Raw genomic sequence first — 19,886 nt, 5'->3', positions numbered from 1 at the left:
AAAAAATGAATAAGCGCAATCATGACGAACTTGTATCTAGCCTGCTAGATGGGGAAATGTCTGATACTCAATTGGATGAGTTGATGGCTCAATTGAAAACGGATGAGGGTAGACAAATTAGACAAGCATGGGATAACTATCATCTGCTCGGTGATGTTTTGCGATCTGATGACCTGGCTGTTTCTTTTAGCGCTGATTTTTCTGCAAAAATAGCCGCGTCACTGGATGCCGAGCCGGTGCTTGTTGCACCGAAGTCGCTTCAAACGTCGATTAGCGATGCAAGTCGCTTGCAAAAATCCCGATACTGGGCACTTACTAGTGTAGCGGCAACCATCATGTTAGGTTTTTTGATGGCTCCACAAATTATTCCTTTACTCCGCTCCTCTGGTGTGCCTGATTCCTCCTTGGCGAAGCAAGACCAGGCTGATCAGTTTGCCGCACCGGGACTAAAGTTGGCATCGAATTCAAATGCAACTCAGATGTCTAAGGACGTTGAATTCGCCCCTAAACTGGAGAATCAAGTGGAAATGTTGCGTGACCCACGTTTAGATAGTTATTTGTTAGCGCATCAAAAGGCATCGCCGAGTTTAGATAATGGTGCTCGTTATATTCAAAGAGCTAATGTTACTTCTTCCACTGAGTCGGAAAAATAATCTTATGTGGTTTCGACATTTTCTTTTGGTAGTCGCCCAGTGTCTATTGTTATTGCCATATTCTGCTGCGCATGCCAATACTGGTGAAGAGCGTGAGCTCATGAAAATGCTGCAATCTGTTCAAATTGCAGCAAAAAAAACCAGCTATTCCGGCACCTTTGTTTATCAGCAGGGAAATCAAATCCGAACTTCTAGAATCACTCATGGATTTGATGGTGAAACGGAAGTTGAAAAGTTAGAAATTTTAGATGCGAAGCCTAGGGAATACATACGTCGTGATGGTGAAGTTTCTTGCTATCTGCCTGAAAGTAAGCTGATACAGGTCGAAAAAAATCTTAGCCAGGAAGAGTTTCCAGCTCTATTAAATCAAAATGTGCATTTGTTACCCGAATCATATTTGATCAAAAAAGCGCAGATGAGTCGTGTGGCTGGCGTTGAGTGTCAGGTGATTAATTTTCAGCCTAAAGATAGTTTGCGTTACGGTTTTCGCTTATGTGTCGAAAAGAACTCGGGGCTTCTATTAGGAATGCAAACACTCAATCCTCGCAGTGAGGTCATTGAACAAATCGCTTTTACGCAGGTTTCTCTCGGTGAAGTTGATAAGCCAAAGTTGAAACCCAGCTTTGGAAATGTATCACAGTGGCGAGTGGAAAATATGACGGTTCAGGCGAATGTGAATTCCGGATGGATAGTTAAGAATTTACCCAATGGATTTAAAAAGACTCTTGAAACTAAACGATTCATTCCTATCTCAGGCAATGCGTCTGGCACAGATGCAAATCAAACAAAATCACACCAAGTCGTTCAAATGATGTTCTCAGATGGTTTGTCGACAATCTCGGTCTTCATTGAGCCCAATAGTGGTAGTCGAACTGAAGGAAGTTTACAACAGGGCGCAATGACGATTATGGGGAAACGTCTTGGTGAAAATTGGTTGACTGTGGTTGGGGAAGTGCCAAATGCGGCAATTAAACAAGTGATCAATTCAATCCAATTTAAAAAATAGTCCAACGCAAATCAGATTCATGGTGACAATATGAAAAAATTACGGTCTTTTCCTGTTGAAAAACATATTTCTATATTAATTTCTTCTGTACTGATTAGCGCCTCCGTTTTTACGGCCGCTAGTCTTTTAAACACATCAAATAATGTCAATGCACATGCTGCGATTACGCCACAAGCAACCGCAGTGGCGCCGACTGCTGCACCTGCTCCTGTCTTAGTCACCGGCTTGCCCGATTTTACGCAGTTGGTTGAGCGTACAAGTCCTGCTGTTGTTAATATTCGCACGACGCAGAAAATCTCACAAATGCAAGGTGACCCATTTAGTGGTGACGATCAGGCCGAGGAATTTTTCCGTCGTTTCTTCGGTATGCCCGTACCTCAACAAGCACCAAGAAATCGTCGTCAAGCACCTCGCCAGCAAGAACAAGAAGTACCGCGTGGTGTTGGCTCTGGCTTTATTGTGAGTCAGGATGGCTATATTTTGACCAACACCCACGTCGTCGAGGATGCGTCTGAAGTTTATGTCAAATTGACGGATAAACGTGAATTCAAAGCGAAAGTGATAGGAACTGATCGCCGCACTGACGTTGCAGTGTTGAAGATAGAAGGTAATAAATTGCCTAAAATAGCTATCGGTGACTCTGACAAAATTAAAGCGGGTGAATGGGTCATCGCGATTGGTTCGCCATTTAATCTCGATAACACCGTGACTTCGGGAATTATTTCATCCAAGGCGCGTGACACGGGCGATTATCTGCCTTTGATTCAAACTGACGTTGCAGTCAATCCGGGAAATTCCGGCGGGCCTTTGATTAATATGCGCGGTGAGGTAATTGGTATTAATTCGCAAATTTATAGCCGCTCAGGCGGATACATGGGTATCTCGTTTGCGATTCCTATTGATGAAGCGATGCGCGTAGTTGAGCAGTTGAAGACCTCTGGTGTTGTTTCTCGTGGTCGAATCGGTGTGCAGAGAGGCGAGCTAAGTAAGGAAGCCGCTGAAACGCTTGGTCTGAGTAAGTTGCAGGGTGCGCCTGTGGCGAAAGTGGAACCTGGTGGACCGGCGGAAAAAGCGGGTATCCAGGAAGGCGATGTGATTTTGAAGTTTAATTCCACCACGATAGAAAAGAGTAGCGATTTACCGCGCATCGTTGGTGCTGCCAAACCTGGAAGTAAGGCGACCGTGACCGTCTGGCGTAAAGGTGCTGCGAAAGACATTATTGTTACAATTGGTGAAGCCGAAGCGGATAATCCATCTCAAAAAATAGAGAAGAAAGCAAAGCGCGAAAAAGCTGACAATTATCTGGGGCTGTCTGTGTCAGATTTATCTGATGCGCAGAAACGTCAAATGCCAGGTGGAAATGGCGTCGTTATTGATAACGTTGATGGACTTTCATTGGTGAGTGGTTTGCGTCCAGGTGATGTTATCTTGATGATGAATAATGTCGAGATAAAAGACGCCAAACAATTTGATGCTATGGTCGTCAAGCTTGATACCAAAAAATCCGTGGTTCTTTTGGTGCGCAGAGGCGAGGCGTCACAATTCCTTGTGATTCGACCTGCCGGTTAGTAAATAATGTAATTCTAAGCTAGCCTAAGTCTACTTTTTAGGCGCAATTTACGTTGAGGTAAATGAAGCCGTGCTGTAATTTGCAGCGCGGCTTTTTGCTTTATACGCAATTCAACTGGAAACATCATTGAAGGCGATATAATCTGACTTTATCGCTTTGCTGTTTTTTGAGTTAACTCCATGCCATCTTTCACGCTTTATTCTCGCAGCTACTGTCATTTGTGTGATGACATGCTGCTGCAACTAAAACAGTATTTGGATGACGTCGACATTTCGATAGCTATCTTGGATGTGGATGCTGATGAAGAATTACTGACACGATTTGATGAATTAGTGCCAGTACTGTACGGACAAAAAGAGGGCGCAGAAGCAATACAGATCTGCCATTATTTTTTGGATGTGGAAAAACTGAAAGCCTTCTTGCATGACTAAGAAAACAAAAGAAAACGCCGATCAAAAACAAGAAAATCTCTCTTTGTTTTCCTTATTTGATGACGAAGGCGAAATTATTTGCGGTGTCGATGAGGCAGGAAGAGGTCCTTTAGCTGGGCCAGTGACTGCTGCTGCGGTAATACTAGATCCTTCACGTCCGATTATCGGCTTACGAGACTCAAAAAAACTCAGTGAAGTACAACGTGATGCGCTAGCAATCGAGATTAAAGAGAAGGCATTAGCGTGGGCAATCGCAGAATGTTCAGAGCAAGAAATTGATACCTTAAATATCCTGCAAGCGACCATGTTGGCGATGCGACGCGCGGTCGAGGCTTTAAAAATCACCCCTACATTAGCTTTGATTGACGGTAACCGTTGTCCGGTCATGGCGGTACGATCTGAAGCTATCGTTAAAGGTGACGATAAAGTTCCTGCGATTTCTGCTGCATCAATTTTAGCTAAAACTGCGCGCGATCACCTATTGGCGCAGTTGCATGTGCAGTATCCAGAATATGCCTTAGATCAGCATAAAGGCTATCCGACTGCCTTGCACTTAGAACGACTCAAACAGCATGGCGTGTCGCCCATTCATAGAAAATCCTATGCGCCTGTGAAAGCGCTTTTGAAAGACCTGTGACGATGAAACAAATTAGTTCACGCGATAACGCTTTATACAAAGAGCTCAAACAGTTAGCAGGTAGTGCTAGTGCACGGAAAAAAGCCGCAAAGACTATGCTCGATGGTGTGCACCTTTGTCAGGCGTTTTTGCAGCATCGTGGTGCACCTGAGTTATGTGTCGTCTCTGCCAGTTGTATTGATCATCATGAAGTCGCTGGTATTGTCGCACTATGTGAAGAAGACGGTGCTGATTGCATCGTATTGCCGGATAATTTGTATCAGGCTTTGAGTCAGGTGGAGAATGGCGTTGGTATTCTTTTTGTGATTGCAGCGAATCAGGAGCAAGCGCCATTGCGATTATCCGTGAATGCGGTTTTACTCGATAATTTGCAAGACCCTGGGAACCTTGGATCTATTTTGCGTAGTGCTGCTGGGGCCGGAATTCAGCAAGTATTTTGCAGTCCTGGCAGCGCTTCTGCATGGTCGCCAAAAGTTTTGCGGGCAGGTATGGGAGCTCATTTTTTAGTGGAAATATTTGAGAATGTCGATTTACACGCTTTGATCAGTGCGTCGGATATTCCAGTATTGGCGACCAGCTCGCATACCGAAACGACGATTTATCAAATTAACTTAAATCGCCCGCTTGCTTGGTTGTTCGGACATGAAGGGCAGGGTGTTGATCCTGAATTAATGGTCTTAGCGACTGACACCGTAACAATCCCGCAAAAGGCCGAAATTGAATCTTTGAATGTGGCTGCGAGTGCGGCGATTTGTTTTTTTGAGCAAGTCCGGCAACAGATTGCAGGTGCTTAAAAATAGATCCGCTAGATTTGCTAGATTTGCTTATAAAGATTTCTGTAAAAAGCTTGAAGTAGAAAACGCTACTTCAAGCTTTTTTATTTTTACAATCGAGAATCAGGTTTTACTTCTTGCAAAATCGTGGTGGCGATTTCTTCTATGGATTTTGCGGTAGAAGACAACCAGCGTATACCTTCTCGTTTCATCATCGCCTCGGCTTCATTTACTTCGTAGCGACAGTTTTCTAAAGACGCATATTTACTGCCCGGGCGGCGCTCATTACGTATTTCAGATAAGCGTTCTGGTGCGATACTGAGACCAAATATTTTTCCTTTAAATTCAGGTAATGCTGATGGTAATTTGCCGCGCTCAAAATCGTCCGGAATTAAGGGATAGTTCGCTGCTTTAATGCCATATTGCATCGCTAAGTAAAGCGTAGTTGGCGTCTTGCCTGAACGCGAAACTCCGACCAAAATCACATCGGCTAGCGAAAGATTTTTATTCGATTGCCCATCGTCGTGTGCCAGCGAGAAATTGATCGCTTCAATTCGGTTTTTGTATTCTTCAGTATCTGCAATATTGTGGCTACGCCCCACTGTATGGGTAGACTTAATACCTAGCTCTTCTTCTAAGGGAGCAACGAAGGTTTGAATCAAATCCATATGCAAGCCTTTGGATTTGAAAATCACATTTGCTAAATCTGGCTTAACCAAAGTGGAGAAAACAATAGGGCGATTCCCTGTCAGTTCAAAAGCTTCATTAATGCGGCGTACTGCATCTTCCGCTTTTTCAATGTCATCAATGAACGGCAAGCGAACTTGTTTAAATTTTAGATCAAATTGCGTGATGACTGAATGTCCGAAGGCTTCGGCCGTAATGCCTGTTCCGTCAGAGACAAAAAAGACAGTACGATTGGCAACAGGAAGAACAGGTGCTTGGTGATCTGGCATAGGGGAATTGGTCAAATGTGTCGTCAAATTGTGGGAAGAAATTGTACAGTAATCCATCCAAGCAAAGGGAAATGTATGGCGAATTTGACAGGGTAGATATATCAATTAAAAAATCCACAAATTTTATAAGCTAAATGTGAATTTTGCAGCGCACAAGGTAAAATGCTATCCCATATAAGCGTTGGTGCTGGTAACAGAATAATAAAACAAGCTTGCATAACAACGAATCAATGCGCAAATAGCTGGTGCGCAACGAAGCAGTGCGAAAGATTTCTTATCATCAAAAAAGAGGTTGTTATGTCTAACGCAGCAAATACCGAAGCAACTTATGTTGCCTCGTTCGAAAACTTACGGATGACCGATGTTGATTCCGTCGGTGGTAAAAATGCTTCACTTGGCGAAATGATTAGCCAGCTTGCTTCTGCAGGCGTGCGTGTTCCAGGTGGTTTCGCCACCACGGCACAAGCATTTCGTGATTTCTTATCGCATAGTATCGATGGTGGTTTGCCATTGGCGCAGCGCATTGCAGATCGTCTTGCTACTTTGGATATTGAAGACGTCAAAGAATTGGCGAGAGCCGGTGCTGAAATTCGTCAATGGATTATCGACACACCTTTCCAGCCACGCTTGCAAAAAGAAATCGAAGAGTTCTATAACAAACTCGTCGCAGACTCAACTGCAGAAATGTCGTTCGCAGTACGTTCTTCGGCAACCGCTGAAGATTTGCCAGATGCCTCTTTCGCAGGTCAACAAGAAACTTTTCTCAACGTCGTTGGTATCGACAATGTGTTAGAAGCGATGAAGCATGTATTCGCGTCTTTGTACAATGACCGTGCAATTTCTTATCGTGTACACAAAGGCTTCACGCATGCGGAAGTCGCTTTGTCTGCTGGTGTGCAACGCATGGTACGCTCAGATTTGGGCGCGGCTGGTGTGATGTTCACGATAGATACTGAGTCTGGTTTTAAAGATGTGGTGTTTATTACTTCTAGCTACGGTCTTGGTGAAACGGTCGTGCAAGGTGCGGTGAATCCGGATGAATTCTATGTGCATAAACCAATGCTGGAATTGGGGAAATTGCCAGTGATACGTCGTAATATCGGTTCCAAATTGATCAAAATGGAATTCACCGGCGAAGCCAAAGCGGGCCGTTCTGTGAAGACGGTCGATGTGCCCATCGAACTGCGTAATCGATATTCTTTGAACGATACTGAAGTGGTTGAATTAGCGAAGTACGCTGTGATCATCGAGAAACACTATGGCCGTCCTATGGATATCGAGTGGGGCAAAGACGGTCGCGATGGCAAACTCTATATTTTGCAAGCGCGCCCAGAAACGGTGAAATCACAGCAAAAAGCAACCGACGCACAGCAACGTTTCAAACTCAAAGGTACGGGCGCAGTATTGGTCTCAGGTCGTGCGATCGGTCAAAAAATTGGTGCCGGTCGTGTACGCGTCATTCACGATCCATCCGAAATGGAACGCGTACAACCAGGCGATGTACTGGTCGCGGATATGACCGATCCCAACTGGGAGCCAGTCATGAAGCGTGCTGCCGCCATCGTCACCAATCGTGGTGGTCGTACTTGTCACGCGGCGATTATCGCGCGTGAACTCGGTGTGCCAGCGGTAGTTGGTTGCGGTGATGCGACGGATCTTTTGAAAGACGGCACCTTAGTCACTGTGTCTTGCGCTGAAGGCGACGAAGGTAAAATTTACGACGGGTTGATTGAAACCGAAGTCACAGAAGAAGTTCGTGGTGAGTTACCGAAGTTGCCATTGAAAATTATGCTGAACGTCGGTAATCCACAATTAGCATTTGATTTCCAATCGGTACCGAACGAAGGTGTGGGCTTAGCGCGTTTGGAATTCATCATCAATAACAATATCGGCGTGCATCCAAAAGCAATTTTGGAATACCCAAATATTGATCCAGACTTGAAAAAAGCGGTTGAATCTGTGGCACGTGGTCACGCATCACCAAAAGCCTTTTACGTTGATAAATTAGCCGAAGGTGTCGCAACCATCGCCGCAGCTTTCTGGCCTAAAAAAGTCATCGTACGTTTGTCTGATTTTAAATCCAACGAGTACAAAAAACTGATTGGTGGTACACGCTACGAACCGGATGAAGAAAATCCAATGTTAGGTTTCCGTGGCGCTGCACGTTATCTCGCCAGTGATTTCGCCGAGTCTTTCAAGATGGAATGCACGGCAATGAAACGCGTGCGTAACGACATGGGTTTGACTAATGTCGAAATCATGGTGCCTTTCGTACGAACTCTAGGCCAGGCAGAAAAAGTCGTGAATCTGCTCGGTAAGAATGGTCTCAAACGTGGCGAAAATGGCTTGCGTTTAATCATGATGTGCGAAGTCCCTTCGAATGCGATTCTTGCTGAAGAGTTCTTAGAATTCTTCGACGGTTTCTCTATCGGTTCCAATGATTTGACGCAATTAACTTTAGGTCTAGATCGTGATTCCGGTATGGAGCTGTTAGCAGCAGATTTTGATGAGCGCGACCCTGCAGTCAAAGCAATGCTGTCACGTGCAATTTCTGCTTGTCTCAAAGCAGGTAAGTACGTTGGTATTTGCGGTCAGGGACCTTCTGATCATCCAGATTTTGCGGAATGGTTGATGCAAGAAGGGATAGAGTCAATTTCGCTCAATCCTGATTCTGTGATTGATACTTGGAAGCAGTTGGCTGTGGTTGCTAAGTAAATTATTGAAGTAACTTCTCAGTAAATTCGGGCGCGAAGATTCAATTGAGTCTTCGCGCTTTTTTGTTGAGTAAAAATGATTTCATCATCACGTCATTTTTTTAAAGTAGAGTGAACTCATCAAAACAAGAAAAAACACAGAATTAGTAACTCCTCGAATTACCTGCAAAAAACCCTCCACATCTTCGATGTCGAGGGTTTTTTTGTCTGTGAAATACCGATGACAATTTGTTAGTTATCGGGCAAACTGTTGCAATTCTTTATAAGGAGAATATCAAATGGAAGCGTGGACTTGGTGGTTAGTATTGGCTGGCGTGGTGATTATTCTTGAGTTGTTCACAGGGACTTTTTATTTGTTGATGTTTGCGGTTGGTTTGGTCAGTGCTTCAATAGCGTCGTTGTTGATCAGCTCAGTGCAATTTCAAATGTTGATTGCTGCAGTCATCGGCAGTGCGGCAACATTGACGCTGCATAATAGTAAGTATGGTTGGAAAGAGCGGCGCGAAACAGCAAGCGATCCGAATGTGAATATCGATATCGGTCAGCAATTAAAAGTTGATGATTGGCAGGATCAGGGAAATGGTGTTTTTGTTGCCAGAACAAAATACCGTGGTGCCATGTGGGACGTCGAATTACGCCATGCTGCTGGTGAAGTTGGGATGTATGAAATTGAAGCAGTTGAAGGAAGTCGCTTAATTGTTCATCCAGCCTGAAAAACGGATGTAAGTTTTCTCTACAAAGAATTAAACAAAACAATAAAGGAAATAAAATGGAAAATTCTAGCTTTGTCGTGATGGTGTTGTTTGTCTTGGCCTTGGTCTTTATCATGAAGACAATCAAGGTCGTACCCCAACAAGATGCATGGGTGGTCGAGCGACTCGGTAAGTACCATGCGACCTTAGGCCCAGGCTTAAATATCGTTGTGCCATTTGTCGATCGTGTTGCTTATAAACATGTGTTGAAAGAGATCCCACTCGATGTGCCGCCACAGGTTTGTATCACCAAAGATAATACGCAATTACAGGTCGATGGTATCTTGTATTTTCAGATTACCGATGCAATGCGTGCTTCTTATGGCTCGTCTAATTACATCGCGGCGATTACGCAGTTGGCACAAACCACGCTGCGTTCTGTGATCGGTAAAATGGAATTGGATAAAACCTTTGAAGAGCGTGATCACATCAACACAACGATCGTGAATGCGATTGATGAGTCTGCTGCGAATTGGGGCGTAAAAGTTTTGCGTTATGAGATTAAAGATTTGACGCCACCAAAAGAAATTCTGCATGCGATGCAAGCACAGATCACTGCGGAACGTGAAAAACGTGCCCTGATCGCTGCTTCGGAAGGTCGTAAGCAAGAGCAGATTAATATCGCAACTGGTGAACGTGAAGCATCCATCGCCAAGTCTGAAGGTGAAAAGCAAGCGTCGATCAATCGTGCTGAAGGTCAGGCAGGCGCGATTTTGGCAATCGCAGAAGCAAGTGCTGAAGCGATTCGTCAAACTGCCGCAGCGATTCGTGAGCCAGGTGGTGCAGATGCGGTGAATTTGAAAGTGGCTGAGCAATATGTAGCGGCATTTGCGAATTTGGCGAAGACGAACAATTCCATTATCGTACCTGCGAACATGAGTGATATGAGTGGCTTGATTGCTAGTGCAATGCAGGTGGTGAAGGCGCAGAAGTAATTCTCATGGTAAGACAACTTAGCTAAGCCATTTTTGTTCTGCCAGATTAATTCAGGCAAAAATGAAAAAAACAAAACCACCGACTTCATTCATGATCGGTGGTTTTGTTTTTTTGCTACAGAATATGAAGTTTTAGTGTTATTTAATCTAAATATTTTTATACTTAAATATCTTAAAACACCTTAAGGTAAAGATATGAACGCGTATAAAAAGAAGTTAGTTAAGAGAGTAAACAGCTCGCAGCCAGTACGTCGTCAGCTTTTACTCCTGTCACTTATACCTTGGAATTTATTGACTGCTTCGGCATCTGCCAAGACGCATTCTGCTATAGAACCAAATACTAATTCGCCAGAAAGTGATGCGCTCAAGAGAACTAACTTAGCCTTAGTTTTGCCGCAAACTTTATTGGACGTACGCCAGCTTGGTGCAAATATTTCCGATTATTTAATGAGTGAAAAACTGGATGGTGTACGCGCTTATTGGGATGGCAAGCAACTTTATTTCCGCAGTGGGAGAGTCATTAACGCACCTATTTGGTTCATCGATAAATTTCCTACACATGCTTTAGATGGTGAACTGTGGATGGGGCGCGGGCAGTTTGAGCGTTTATCCGGCGCAGTGCGGCGTAGTCAGGCAAATGAGGATGAGTGGCGCCAAATTCGATATTGCTTGTTTGAGTATCCCTTAGCGCAAGGTGATTTTGATCAACGTTTGCAAAGATTGAGCGGCATAGTGGAAAAACTACAAATTCCGTGGCTGCAAGTCATTCCGCAAGAAGCCGTTAAGTCAGTGGAGCAAGTCGAGACCAAACTCAAACAGCTAACACTACAGAAAGCAGAAGGCTTAGTCTTACATCTGGCCAGTGCCGAGTTTCAATCGGGGCGCAGTGACTTCGTCTACAAGCTAAAGCCACAATTTGACGCAGAGGCCAAGGTAATTGCCATCATCGGCGGGCAAGGAAGACTACAAGGCATGATGGGGGCTTTGCTGTTAGAAACGCGAGATGGCAAACAATTTAAACTGGGCACCGGATTTGATGATGAGCAAAGAAAAAAACCACCAGTGATCGGTACTTGGGTGACATACCGATATCGGGATTTAACATCAAATGGCCTGCCTAAATTTGCTAGTTTTGTACGTGAATATCAATCTGAGTAGCCGCTACTAAAATTCCCTCCCTTTCAAGGCATAGGTATCTACACAAGTTGGCGTGCGATGAAATAACCCTTCCCCCTATCAATTGTTTGGGGAAGGTTGGGATGGGGATGAGTTTTAGTTGTCCGATAAAAACTACTGATTGCGTCACTATAACCCATCTCCACCCTAGTCCTCCCCTTGAAAGGGAGGGGACTTTTAGTGATGCTCCGACTTCTGTAAATACCTACGCCGTGAAGGTGAAGGCGCTAAATGCACAAATTTTTAGCATCAAAACTAAAGTTGGCGCTTTTGGAGTCAGGTTCGGCATGATGGTGAATGTGTTTTGGTCTTGTTCAAAAAGTCGTCATTTCACCGCGGCTAACTAATACAAGCCTTATACTGCAGCTTCCAAAAATTCTTGTTGTTCCAGCCAATCGATTTCTAATTGATTAAGCTCTTTCACCACATAGGCTTGATCCAATAAGAGATTTTTTAGTTTCTCTTTATTCGCCTCGTCGTAGATGGCGCTGTCTTCCAAGTGCTTGCTATAGTCGTCCTTCTTCACATTTAATTTAGCCATTTGTTCTTCCAGACGTTTGATTCTGGCTTCGATTGGCTTGCGCAATGCGGTGATGCGTTGGCGCTCTTCTGCGTCACGACGTTTGCGTTCTTTTTCATCGACTGGTGCACTTGGTACAGGTTGTGCTTGGGGCAGTGCAGCGGCTTTCTCTTTGGATTTGACGGGAAGGCCTGCAGTACTCGCGTTCGTATTTGCATTCGCAGCTGCGGCTGCTTGTTCTAGTTTGGTTTTGTAGAGCCAATCTTTGTAATCGTCTAGATCACCGTCGAAAGGTAAGAGCTTGCCATCGGCAACGATGATGAATTGATCAGTCGTGGCGCGTAATAAGTGACGGTCATGTGATACCACCACCAGCGTGCCTTCGAATTGCGCTAAAGCTTCGGTTAAAGCTTCGCGTGTCTCCAAATCTAAGTGATTGGTCGGTTCATCGAGCAGTAAGAGGTTAGGGCGCTGCCACACAATCATTGCCAATGCTAGTCGTGCTTTTTCACCGCCTGAGAAAGGCGCGATTGGACTCGTCACCATACTGCCAGGGAAGTTAAATCCGCCCAGGAAATTGCGCAATTCTTGTTCACGCACATCCGGTGCGATGTGGGCTAAATGCCAGAGTGGAGATTCATCGTGACGTAGCATTTCGACTTGATGCTGGGCGAAATAACCAACCGATAAACCTTTGCCCGTCGTGATCGTGCCCGTTAATGGCGGTAACTCGCCCATGATGGTTTTGATCAATGTGGATTTACCTGCACCGTTAATCCCTAACAAACCGATACGTTGACCGATTTGCAAAGAAAACTTCACATCACCAACGATTTTCTTTTCGGTAAAGCTATGATCAGTTTGTGACTCGATGCGATAACCGCAATCGACGTCATCCATGACCAGCATAGGATTTGGCGCACTCAACGGTTCGCGGAATTCAAATGAAAACTCTGCGGCTGCACGCAAAGGCGCCAATTCTTCCATTTTTTCCAAGGCTTTGATACGGCTCTGCGCTTGTTTTGCTTTGGACGCTTTGGCGGCAAATCGATCAATGAAAGACTGCAAATGAGCACGCTTGCGGCTTTGTTTTTCGATGGAACTTTGCGCGAGGATTAATTGCGCTGCGCGTTGACGTTCAAACGCAGAGTAGTTGCCTGAATAACGCTTGAGCTTGCGTTCATCAATATGCACGACAACATTCACGACACCATCTAAGAAATCTCTATCATGCGAAATGATAATGAGTGTACCGGCATAACGTTTGAGCCAGTCTTCCAACCAGATAATCGCATCCAGATCCAAGTGATTGGTTGGTTCATCAAGCAGCAGTAAGTCGGATTTGCACATCAATGCCTGTGCCAGATTTAAACGCATACGCCAACCACCAGAGAAGCTGGCAACTGATTGCTCCATCTGCTCAATCGTGAAGCCTAATCCCAGCAGCAATTGTTCGCCACGTGAACGCACGGTGTAGGCGTCAGCATCCGACAAGGCACCGTAGACTTCACCAATCGCAATCCCATTATCATGTGACTCTGGCTGCGCTTCGAGTTCGGCTAATTGTGCCTCTAGTTTTCGTAGTGTGACGTCACCATCAATCGCATAATCAATCGCGCTGCGTTCCAGAGGTGGCGTTTCTTGCGCGACATGCGCTAATTGCCATTTAGCTGGAAATTCGATGCTACCTTGATCCGGATGCAGCTCACCGCGCAGCATGGCAAACAGACTGGATTTGCCAGCGCCGTTGGAACCAATCAGACCGATTTTATCGCCTGGATTAAGTGTGACATCGACGCTGTCGAAAAGGGGTTTAGTACCGCGGGCGAGGATGACCTGTTGAAGACGTATCATTATTGACTAACAAAAAAATGGATATTAAAAATCGGGTATAAAAATAAAAATGCTCAAAACGCTTTTTTTGCCAGCGTTTTGAGCGATGAAGCTTTTGCGTAACGAATCTAACGCGAATTGATTGGTGCGCTTTAATTGCCCTCTTGTAGCTGTTCAGCGGTGAGCATAAAAACCATGTCATCACCGGCACTGGTAGACAACCAAGTCAGACCATATTCGGCAAACGCCTCATCAGCGAACACGCGTTCATTGCCAATTTCGACCATCAAGATACCATTTGGTTTGAGGCGTGATGCGGCACCCGCTACAATCTTGCGGACCAAATCCATGCCATCGTCGCCACCTGCCAGTGCAATTTGCGGTTCATGCAAATATTCTTTCGGCAGTTTACTCATCGAGCTGGAATTGACATATGGTGGATTGGTAATGATCATGTCGTACAGCTTGTCAGGAACATTGTTGTACAAATCGGATTCGATCAAGGTGATACGATCTTCCAGTTCGTAAGTCGCGACATTTTTCCGCGCGACTTCTAAGGCATCTTTTGAAATATCAACAGCATCCACTTGCGCGTTTTCAAAAGCATCTGCCAACATGATAGGCAGGCAGCCAGAACCCGTGCATAGCTCCAAGATGTCGGTGACTTCTTCAGGATCTTGTACCCAAGGAGTGAAGCGTTCTGGAATGAGTTCTGCGATAAAGGAACGCGGTACGATGACGCGTTCATCGACATAGAAATTATAGGTACCCAACCATGCTTCATTCGTAATGTAAGACGCTGGAACGCGGTCGGTGGCGCGGCGTTCAATCACGGCAACTGCCGCATCAATTTCATGCGGTAACAGGCGCGCATCCAAGAATGGTTCGATTTTATCGAGCGGCAATTTCAAGGTGTGCAGCAGCAGGTAAGCAGCTTCGTCTAAGGCATTGGCGCTACCATGACCGAAGAATAATTGCGCCGTATTGAAACGTGTCACGGCATAGCGCAACAGATCGCGTAGCGTTTGGAAAGGGAGTGTATTTGCGTTCGTCATGTTAATTGGTGCCTAGTAAGAGATTTTCTAATGCGCGGCGATAGATGTTTTTGAGTGGATCAATGTAACGCACCTCGATGTGCTCATCGATTTTGTGGATGCTGCCGTTCGGCGGACCAAACTCCACGACTTGTGGACAGATTTTGGCGATAAAACGTCCATCGGATGTGCCGCCTGTGGTGGATAATTCTGTCGTTACACCAGTTTCATCTTTGATCGCTTTTGCCAGCGCATCACTTAAATTGCCTTTCGGCGTTAAGAATGGATGACCACCTATAGTCCACTTTAAGTCGTAATTAAGTTGATGTTTGTCGAGAATGGCATGCACGCGTTGTTGCAAACCTTCGGCAGTGCTAGCTGTGGAGAAACGGAAATTGAAATCGATCACAACTTCACCCGGAATGACATTGGATGCACCAGTGCCGCCATGAATGTTCGACATCTGCCAGGAGGTTGGCAGGTAGTAGTCATTGCCTTGATCCCAAACTTCGTTCACCAGTTCTGCCATCGCCGGTGCTGCTAAATGGATAGGATTTTTTGCTAGTTGTGGGTAGGCGATGTGACCTTGTACGCCTTTAACTATAAGTTTGCCGGACATCGTGCCACGTCGCCCGTTCTTGATGGTGTCACCGAGAACATCGCTCGAAGTTGGCTCGCCGACGATGCAGTAATCGAGTTGTTCACCACGTGCTTTGAGTTGATTGCAAACGATGACAGTGCCATCTGTTGCCGGGCCTTCTTCATCGCTGGTGATCAAGAAGCCGATGGAGCCATTGTGATCAGGATGGGCTGCGACGAATTCCTCCGTCGCGACAACGAAGGCAGCGATTGAGGTTTTCATATCGGCGGCACCACGACCAAATAGCTTGCCATCTCTATGCGTAGGGGCAAATGGTTCTGATTGCCATTGCGTTACCGGACCAGTCGGTACCACATCGGTGTGGCCTGCGAAAACGACTAAAGGCTGGGTCGTACCGCGACGTGCCCACAGATTCGTGACATCACCAGATTGGATGGTTTCGCAAGTAAAACCTAATGGTTTCAACAAATTGATTAAGGTGTTTTGACAGCCTTTATCCTCTGGCGTGACAGAATCCAATGCGATTAGTTGCTCAGTGAGTGCGAGAGTTTTGCTCATGAAAACTTAGATTTCTTTAAAAATGGTTTGATAGAGTTGATCATTGAAACCAACGCTGACGTATTGACGTTCATCGTCATTAATTTGCAAAACAGGGCGCTTAACTAAAGACGGATTTTCTAGTATCAAGGCAATGGCATCGTCTCGGTTATCGGCGCACGATTTTTGTTCGTCGGAGAGAGCACGCCAAGTTGTGCCTTTGCGATTGATTAAGGTATCAAGCTCAATTTTTTGTAGCCAGGTTTCAACTTGCGCTTGGGTCAAACCATCCTTTTTGAAATTATGAAATTCAAATGGAATCGCTTGTTGTTCTAACCAAGTGCGGGCTTTTTTTACCGTGTCGCAGTTGGGAATGCCAAATAAGCGGATATTGATGTTTGCAGTCTTCATTACATGTTTAAATTAAATTCGGTAAAAGTCGCGTCGGTGTTCTTTTCTGGCTCAGCTTCTTCTTTTGCTTTTTGCGCTAAAGCCGTGTCATTGTTCAGCAACCACAATAAGTTATTGGCCGAGTCGGCATTGGCTAAGCCTTCCTCTTGTGTAATCAATCCGTCCTTGATTAATTGCAGTAGAGCGCGTTCAAAAGTTTGTGAACCTGGCGCCAAACTCTTCTCAATCGCTTCTTTGATTTGGAAAATATTTCCCTGCTCAATTAATTCGCCCACATAGCGTGTGTTCAACATGATTTCTACTGCAGGGCAGCGACCACCATTGACTGCTTTGATTAGGCGTTGTGAAATAACTGCCTTGATCGCTGAAGCCAAATCTAAGAGCAGAGCGCTACGGTTTTCGATTGGGAAGAAACTAATAATACGGTTTAAGGCTTGATAACTATTATTTGCATGTAAGGTGGCGACCACTAAGTGACCAGATTGAGCGTAAGCGATTGCTGCCATCATGGTTTCTAAATCACGAATCTCACCGATCAAAATAACATCGGGCGCTTGACGCAATGAGTTGCGAAGTGCCGTCTTTAAACTATCGGCATCTGTTCCGACTTCACGTTGATTGACGATGGATTTTTTGCTTCTGAACAGATATTCAATCGGATCTTCAATCGTTAGAATATGTCCCGTCTTGGTCTCATTTCGGTAGTCGAGCATGGACGCAATCGAAGTGGATTTGCCGGAACCTGTAGCGCCAACAACCAAAATCAAACCACGCTTTTCCATTATTAGCTCGGCCAATACTGGCGGCAGATGTAATGAGGTAAATGCTGGGATATTACCCGGAACAAAACGAAACACGGCGGAAGTCGAGCCGCGTTGTTTAAATGCAGAAAGACGGAAGCGGCCAACGCCTGCCATGCCAATACCAACATTGAGCTCACTATCACGCTTGTATTGAGCAATCTGTTCAGCGGAAAGAACTTCCGCCAGCAAAGCCATAATATTTTCTTCATCCATCTTCTGCTGATTGATGGGGAGGAGATTGCCATTGATTTTCAGATGTATCGGTGAGTTGATCGCGAAAAACATATCCGACGCGTTTTTGTCTTTCATCAATTGAAACAAACGATCCATTGCCATGATAATTCCTCTGTGAAGATAAAAAGGTGTAATCCTAATTTTTTTAAAATGATGACTTTGCTCTAGTGCGATCTAATTAAGCACCGCGTAATAATTCATTGATGCTGGTTTTAGAGCGTGTTTGTGCATCCACACGTTTCACGATGACAGCGCAATACAAACTGTATTTGCCACATGCTGATGGCAAATTGCCAGATACCACGACAGAACCTGCCGGAATGCGACCATAAGTAACTTCACCAGTTGCGCGATCATAAATCTTAGTGGATTGGCCGATATACACACCCATAGAAATCACAGAATTTTCTTCGACGATGACGCCTTCGACGACTTCGGAGCGCGCACCGATGAAGCAATTGTCTTCGATGATGGTTGGATTGGCTTGCATAGGTTCTAATACGCCACCGATGCCAACGCCACCAGATAAATGCACGTTCTTACCGATTTGCGCACAGGAGCCAACTGTTGCCCATGTATCGACCATGGCACCTTCATCGACATACGCGCCGATGTTGACGTAAGAAGGCATCAACACGACATTCTTACCGATAAAACTACCGCGACGTGCGACCGCTGGTGGGACTACACGGAAGCCACCTTTAGCGAAATCTTCTGTGGTGTAATTCGCAAACTTCGTCGGCACTTTGTCGAAAAATTGCATGTGCTCGCCAGATGGCATCACGATATTGTCTTCCAGACGGAAAGACAGTAATACGGCTTTCTTTACCCATTGATTGACATGCCATGCACCGTCAATTTTTTGCGCAACGCGTAGACTACCGGAATCAAGTTGTTCTAATACATGCGCAACTGCTTCACGCAATTCCGCTGGTGCATTTTTTGGTGAAAAACTAGCGCGGTCTTCCCATGCCTGATCGATGATGTTTTGTAATTGCTGAGTCATGACGTTATTTGAGTAAAGTGAAAGTAAAAAATTGAATACGAAAATGATGATCTGGAACTATCGGGTGTGATTAAGTTCCATTAATTGTTTTGTGTAAGCAGCGATTCTTTGCGCCGCTTCCATGCATTCCTCAACTTCGGCGACCAAGGCCATGCGAATGCGATTACTGCCCGGGTTGATGCCATGTGCTTCTCGAGCTAAAAAGCTCCCCGGCAACACTGTCACATTATAGTCTCGGTAAAGACCTTGCGCGAACTCCGTATCAGAGATTTGAATATGCTTATCAACGCCTGCCCACAGGTAAAAAGCAGCGTCTGGTAAAGCAACATCAAGGACTTCTTGTAAAACAGGGGTGACCTGTGAAAATTTCTTGACGTATAAAGCACGATTTTCTATCACGTGTTGTTCATCATTCCATGCCGCGATCGACGCTGCTTGTATGCTAGGCGACATGGCACCGCCGTGATAGGTGCGATATAGCAAAAATTGTTTAATGATATTGGCGTCACCGGCAACAAAGCCTGAGCGCATGCCAGGAACGTTAGAGCGTTTGGAGAGACTGGATAAGGTGATTAAACGCGGATAATCATCGCGACCTAATGCACGTGCTGCAGCCAAACTACCTAGCGGTGCTGTTTCACCAAAGTAGATTTCTGAATAACATTCATCGGCAGCAATCACAAAATTATAGCGATCCGATAATTCAAATAATTCTTTCCAGTCATTCAGTGTTAACACTGCGCCAGTCGGATTGCCTGGTGAGCAGACATACAGCAATTGTGTGCGTTGCCAGATAGATTCAGGAATTTGGCTAAAGTCCGGCGCGAAATTTTTTGCCGGATTCGCATTCGCAAAATAGGGCTCCGCACCAGCCAAGTAGGCCGCACCTTCATAAATTTGATAGAAGGGATTTGGGCACATCACGATAGGTGCACCGTGGCTATTCTTGCTTGGATCAATCACCGCTTGCGCTAATGAGAATAGCGCTTCACGTGAGCCATTGACGGGCAAAATCTGCGTTGCAGCATCTAAAGCGGGAATGTCATAGCGTTGCGCTAACCAATTGCTGATCGCGATGCGCAATCCTTCGATGCCATTAGTCGATGGATAATTGGCTAAACCATTCAAATTGGCAATTAAGGCATCTTTAATCAATTGAGGCGTGGCATGCTTAGGTTCGCCTAAGCCAAGACTGATAGGGTTGTAATCGGGATTGGGGGTAATGCCAGCAAACAGGCGTTTTAATTTTTCAAACGGATAAGCTTGTAGTTTTTCTAAATTGGGATTCACGGAGAAATTCACTT

At 45.2% G+C, this 19,886-nt stretch carries 18 protein-coding genes; 10 read left to right on the top strand and 8 right to left on the bottom strand.

Annotation, left to right across the window (positions count from 1 at the left end; translation table 11 throughout):
- The first annotated feature begins 5 nt into the window (after positions 1–5).
- From H8K33_RS03955 to H8K33_RS03930, 6 genes are all read left to right on the top strand, one after another.
- A complete protein-coding gene (locus H8K33_RS03955; protein ID WP_186889646.1) occupies positions 6–653 on the top strand; it encodes a sigma-E factor negative regulatory protein in 648 nt (215 codons plus the stop codon).
- Positions 654–657: 4 nt separating this feature from the next.
- Positions 658–1,659 (top strand): MucB/RseB C-terminal domain-containing protein, encoded by a 1,002-nt coding sequence (locus tag H8K33_RS03950; RefSeq protein ID WP_246443277.1) that lies wholly within the window; start codon positions 658–660, stop codon positions 1,657–1,659.
- 30 nt (positions 1,660–1,689) lie between these two features.
- A complete protein-coding gene (locus tag H8K33_RS03945; protein WP_186889645.1) occupies positions 1,690–3,228 on the top strand; it encodes a DegQ family serine endoprotease in 1,539 nt (512 codons plus the stop codon).
- A gap of 231 nt (positions 3,229–3,459) precedes the next feature.
- A complete protein-coding gene (locus H8K33_RS03940; protein ID WP_390319801.1) occupies positions 3,460–3,660 on the top strand; it encodes a glutaredoxin family protein in 201 nt (66 codons plus the stop codon).
- Positions 3,653–4,297 (top strand): ribonuclease HII, encoded by a 645-nt coding sequence (gene rnhB, locus H8K33_RS03935; RefSeq protein ID WP_186889643.1) that lies wholly within the window; start codon positions 3,653–3,655, stop codon positions 4,295–4,297. Before H8K33_RS03940 ends, rnhB begins: the two co-directional genes overlap by 8 nt.
- A 2-nt stretch (positions 4,298–4,299) precedes the next feature.
- The gene (locus tag H8K33_RS03930; protein ID WP_186889642.1) at positions 4,300–5,091 is read left to right on the top strand and encodes a TrmH family RNA methyltransferase; all 792 of its coding nucleotides are present in this window, start codon (positions 4,300–4,302) and stop codon (positions 5,089–5,091) included.
- 89 nt (positions 5,092–5,180) lie between these two features.
- Here the strand turns inward: H8K33_RS03930 and ppsR are convergent, their stop codons facing one another.
- The gene (gene ppsR / locus H8K33_RS03925; protein ID WP_186889781.1) at positions 5,181–6,026 is read right to left on the bottom strand and encodes a posphoenolpyruvate synthetase regulatory kinase/phosphorylase PpsR; all 846 of its coding nucleotides are present in this window, start codon (positions 6,024–6,026) and stop codon (positions 5,181–5,183) included.
- Between the two features lie 297 nt (positions 6,027–6,323).
- On the opposite strand from ppsR, the gene ppsA reads away from it, so the two are divergent.
- From ppsA to H8K33_RS03905, 4 genes are all read left to right on the top strand, one after another.
- Complete coding sequence (ppsA, locus tag H8K33_RS03920) at positions 6,324–8,741, top strand: phosphoenolpyruvate synthase (RefSeq protein WP_186889641.1); 2,418 nt, start codon at positions 6,324–6,326, stop codon at positions 8,739–8,741.
- A gap of 277 nt (positions 8,742–9,018) precedes the next feature.
- Positions 9,019–9,453, top strand: a complete 435-nt coding sequence (locus tag H8K33_RS03915; protein WP_186889640.1) for an NfeD family protein — start codon at positions 9,019–9,021, stop codon at positions 9,451–9,453.
- A 56-nt stretch (positions 9,454–9,509) separates the two neighbouring features.
- Complete coding sequence (locus H8K33_RS03910; RefSeq protein WP_186889639.1) at positions 9,510–10,427, top strand: SPFH domain-containing protein; 918 nt, start codon at positions 9,510–9,512, stop codon at positions 10,425–10,427.
- A 195-nt stretch (positions 10,428–10,622) separates the two neighbouring features.
- Positions 10,623–11,585, top strand: a complete 963-nt coding sequence (locus H8K33_RS03905; protein ID WP_186889638.1) for a DNA ligase — start codon at positions 10,623–10,625, stop codon at positions 11,583–11,585.
- A gap of 373 nt (positions 11,586–11,958) precedes the next feature.
- Here H8K33_RS03905 and H8K33_RS03900 read toward each other — a convergent pair whose 3' ends face one another.
- The 7 genes from H8K33_RS03900 to dapC all read right to left on the bottom strand — a co-directional run bounded on the left by H8K33_RS03900 (position 11,959) and on the right by dapC (position 19,872).
- Positions 11,959–13,977, bottom strand: coding sequence for an ATP-binding cassette domain-containing protein (locus tag H8K33_RS03900; RefSeq protein ID WP_186889637.1), 2,019 nt, complete (start codon positions 13,975–13,977; stop codon positions 11,959–11,961).
- A gap of 131 nt (positions 13,978–14,108) precedes the next feature.
- Positions 14,109–15,011 carry a 50S ribosomal protein L3 N(5)-glutamine methyltransferase gene (prmB, locus tag H8K33_RS03895; RefSeq protein WP_186889636.1) on the bottom strand — a complete coding sequence of 301 codons (903 nt, stop codon included), beginning with the start codon at positions 15,009–15,011 and terminating at the stop codon, positions 14,109–14,111.
- Position 15,012: 1 nt separating this feature from the next.
- The gene (gene dapE / locus H8K33_RS03890) at positions 15,013–16,149 is read right to left on the bottom strand and encodes a succinyl-diaminopimelate desuccinylase (protein WP_186889635.1); all 1,137 of its coding nucleotides are present in this window, start codon (positions 16,147–16,149) and stop codon (positions 15,013–15,015) included.
- Between the two features lie 6 nt (positions 16,150–16,155).
- Positions 16,156–16,539: an arsenate reductase gene (locus H8K33_RS03885; protein WP_186889634.1), complete on the bottom strand. Its 384-nt coding sequence runs from the start codon at positions 16,537–16,539 to the stop codon at positions 16,156–16,158.
- Positions 16,539–17,678 carry a PilT/PilU family type 4a pilus ATPase gene (locus H8K33_RS03880; RefSeq protein ID WP_186889633.1) on the bottom strand — a complete coding sequence of 380 codons (1,140 nt, stop codon included), beginning with the start codon at positions 17,676–17,678 and terminating at the stop codon, positions 16,539–16,541. Before H8K33_RS03880 ends, H8K33_RS03885 begins: the two co-directional genes overlap by 1 nt.
- A 76-nt stretch (positions 17,679–17,754) precedes the next feature.
- A complete protein-coding gene (gene dapD / locus H8K33_RS03875) occupies positions 17,755–18,582 on the bottom strand; it encodes a 2,3,4,5-tetrahydropyridine-2,6-dicarboxylate N-succinyltransferase (protein WP_186889632.1) in 828 nt (275 codons plus the stop codon).
- A 57-nt stretch (positions 18,583–18,639) separates the two neighbouring features.
- Complete coding sequence (gene dapC / locus H8K33_RS03870) at positions 18,640–19,872, bottom strand: succinyldiaminopimelate transaminase (RefSeq protein ID WP_186889631.1); 1,233 nt, start codon at positions 19,870–19,872, stop codon at positions 18,640–18,642.
- Positions 19,873–19,886 lie beyond the last annotated feature (14 nt).

It is taken from the genome of Affinundibacterium amnicola (assembly GCF_014284275.1).
In the GTDB taxonomy this organism is placed as follows: Bacteria; Pseudomonadota; Gammaproteobacteria; order Burkholderiales; family Burkholderiaceae_D; genus Undibacterium; species Undibacterium amnicola.
Note: the sequence above shows the minus strand (reverse complement) of the source record. Positions and strands in the feature narration are given on the sequence as shown.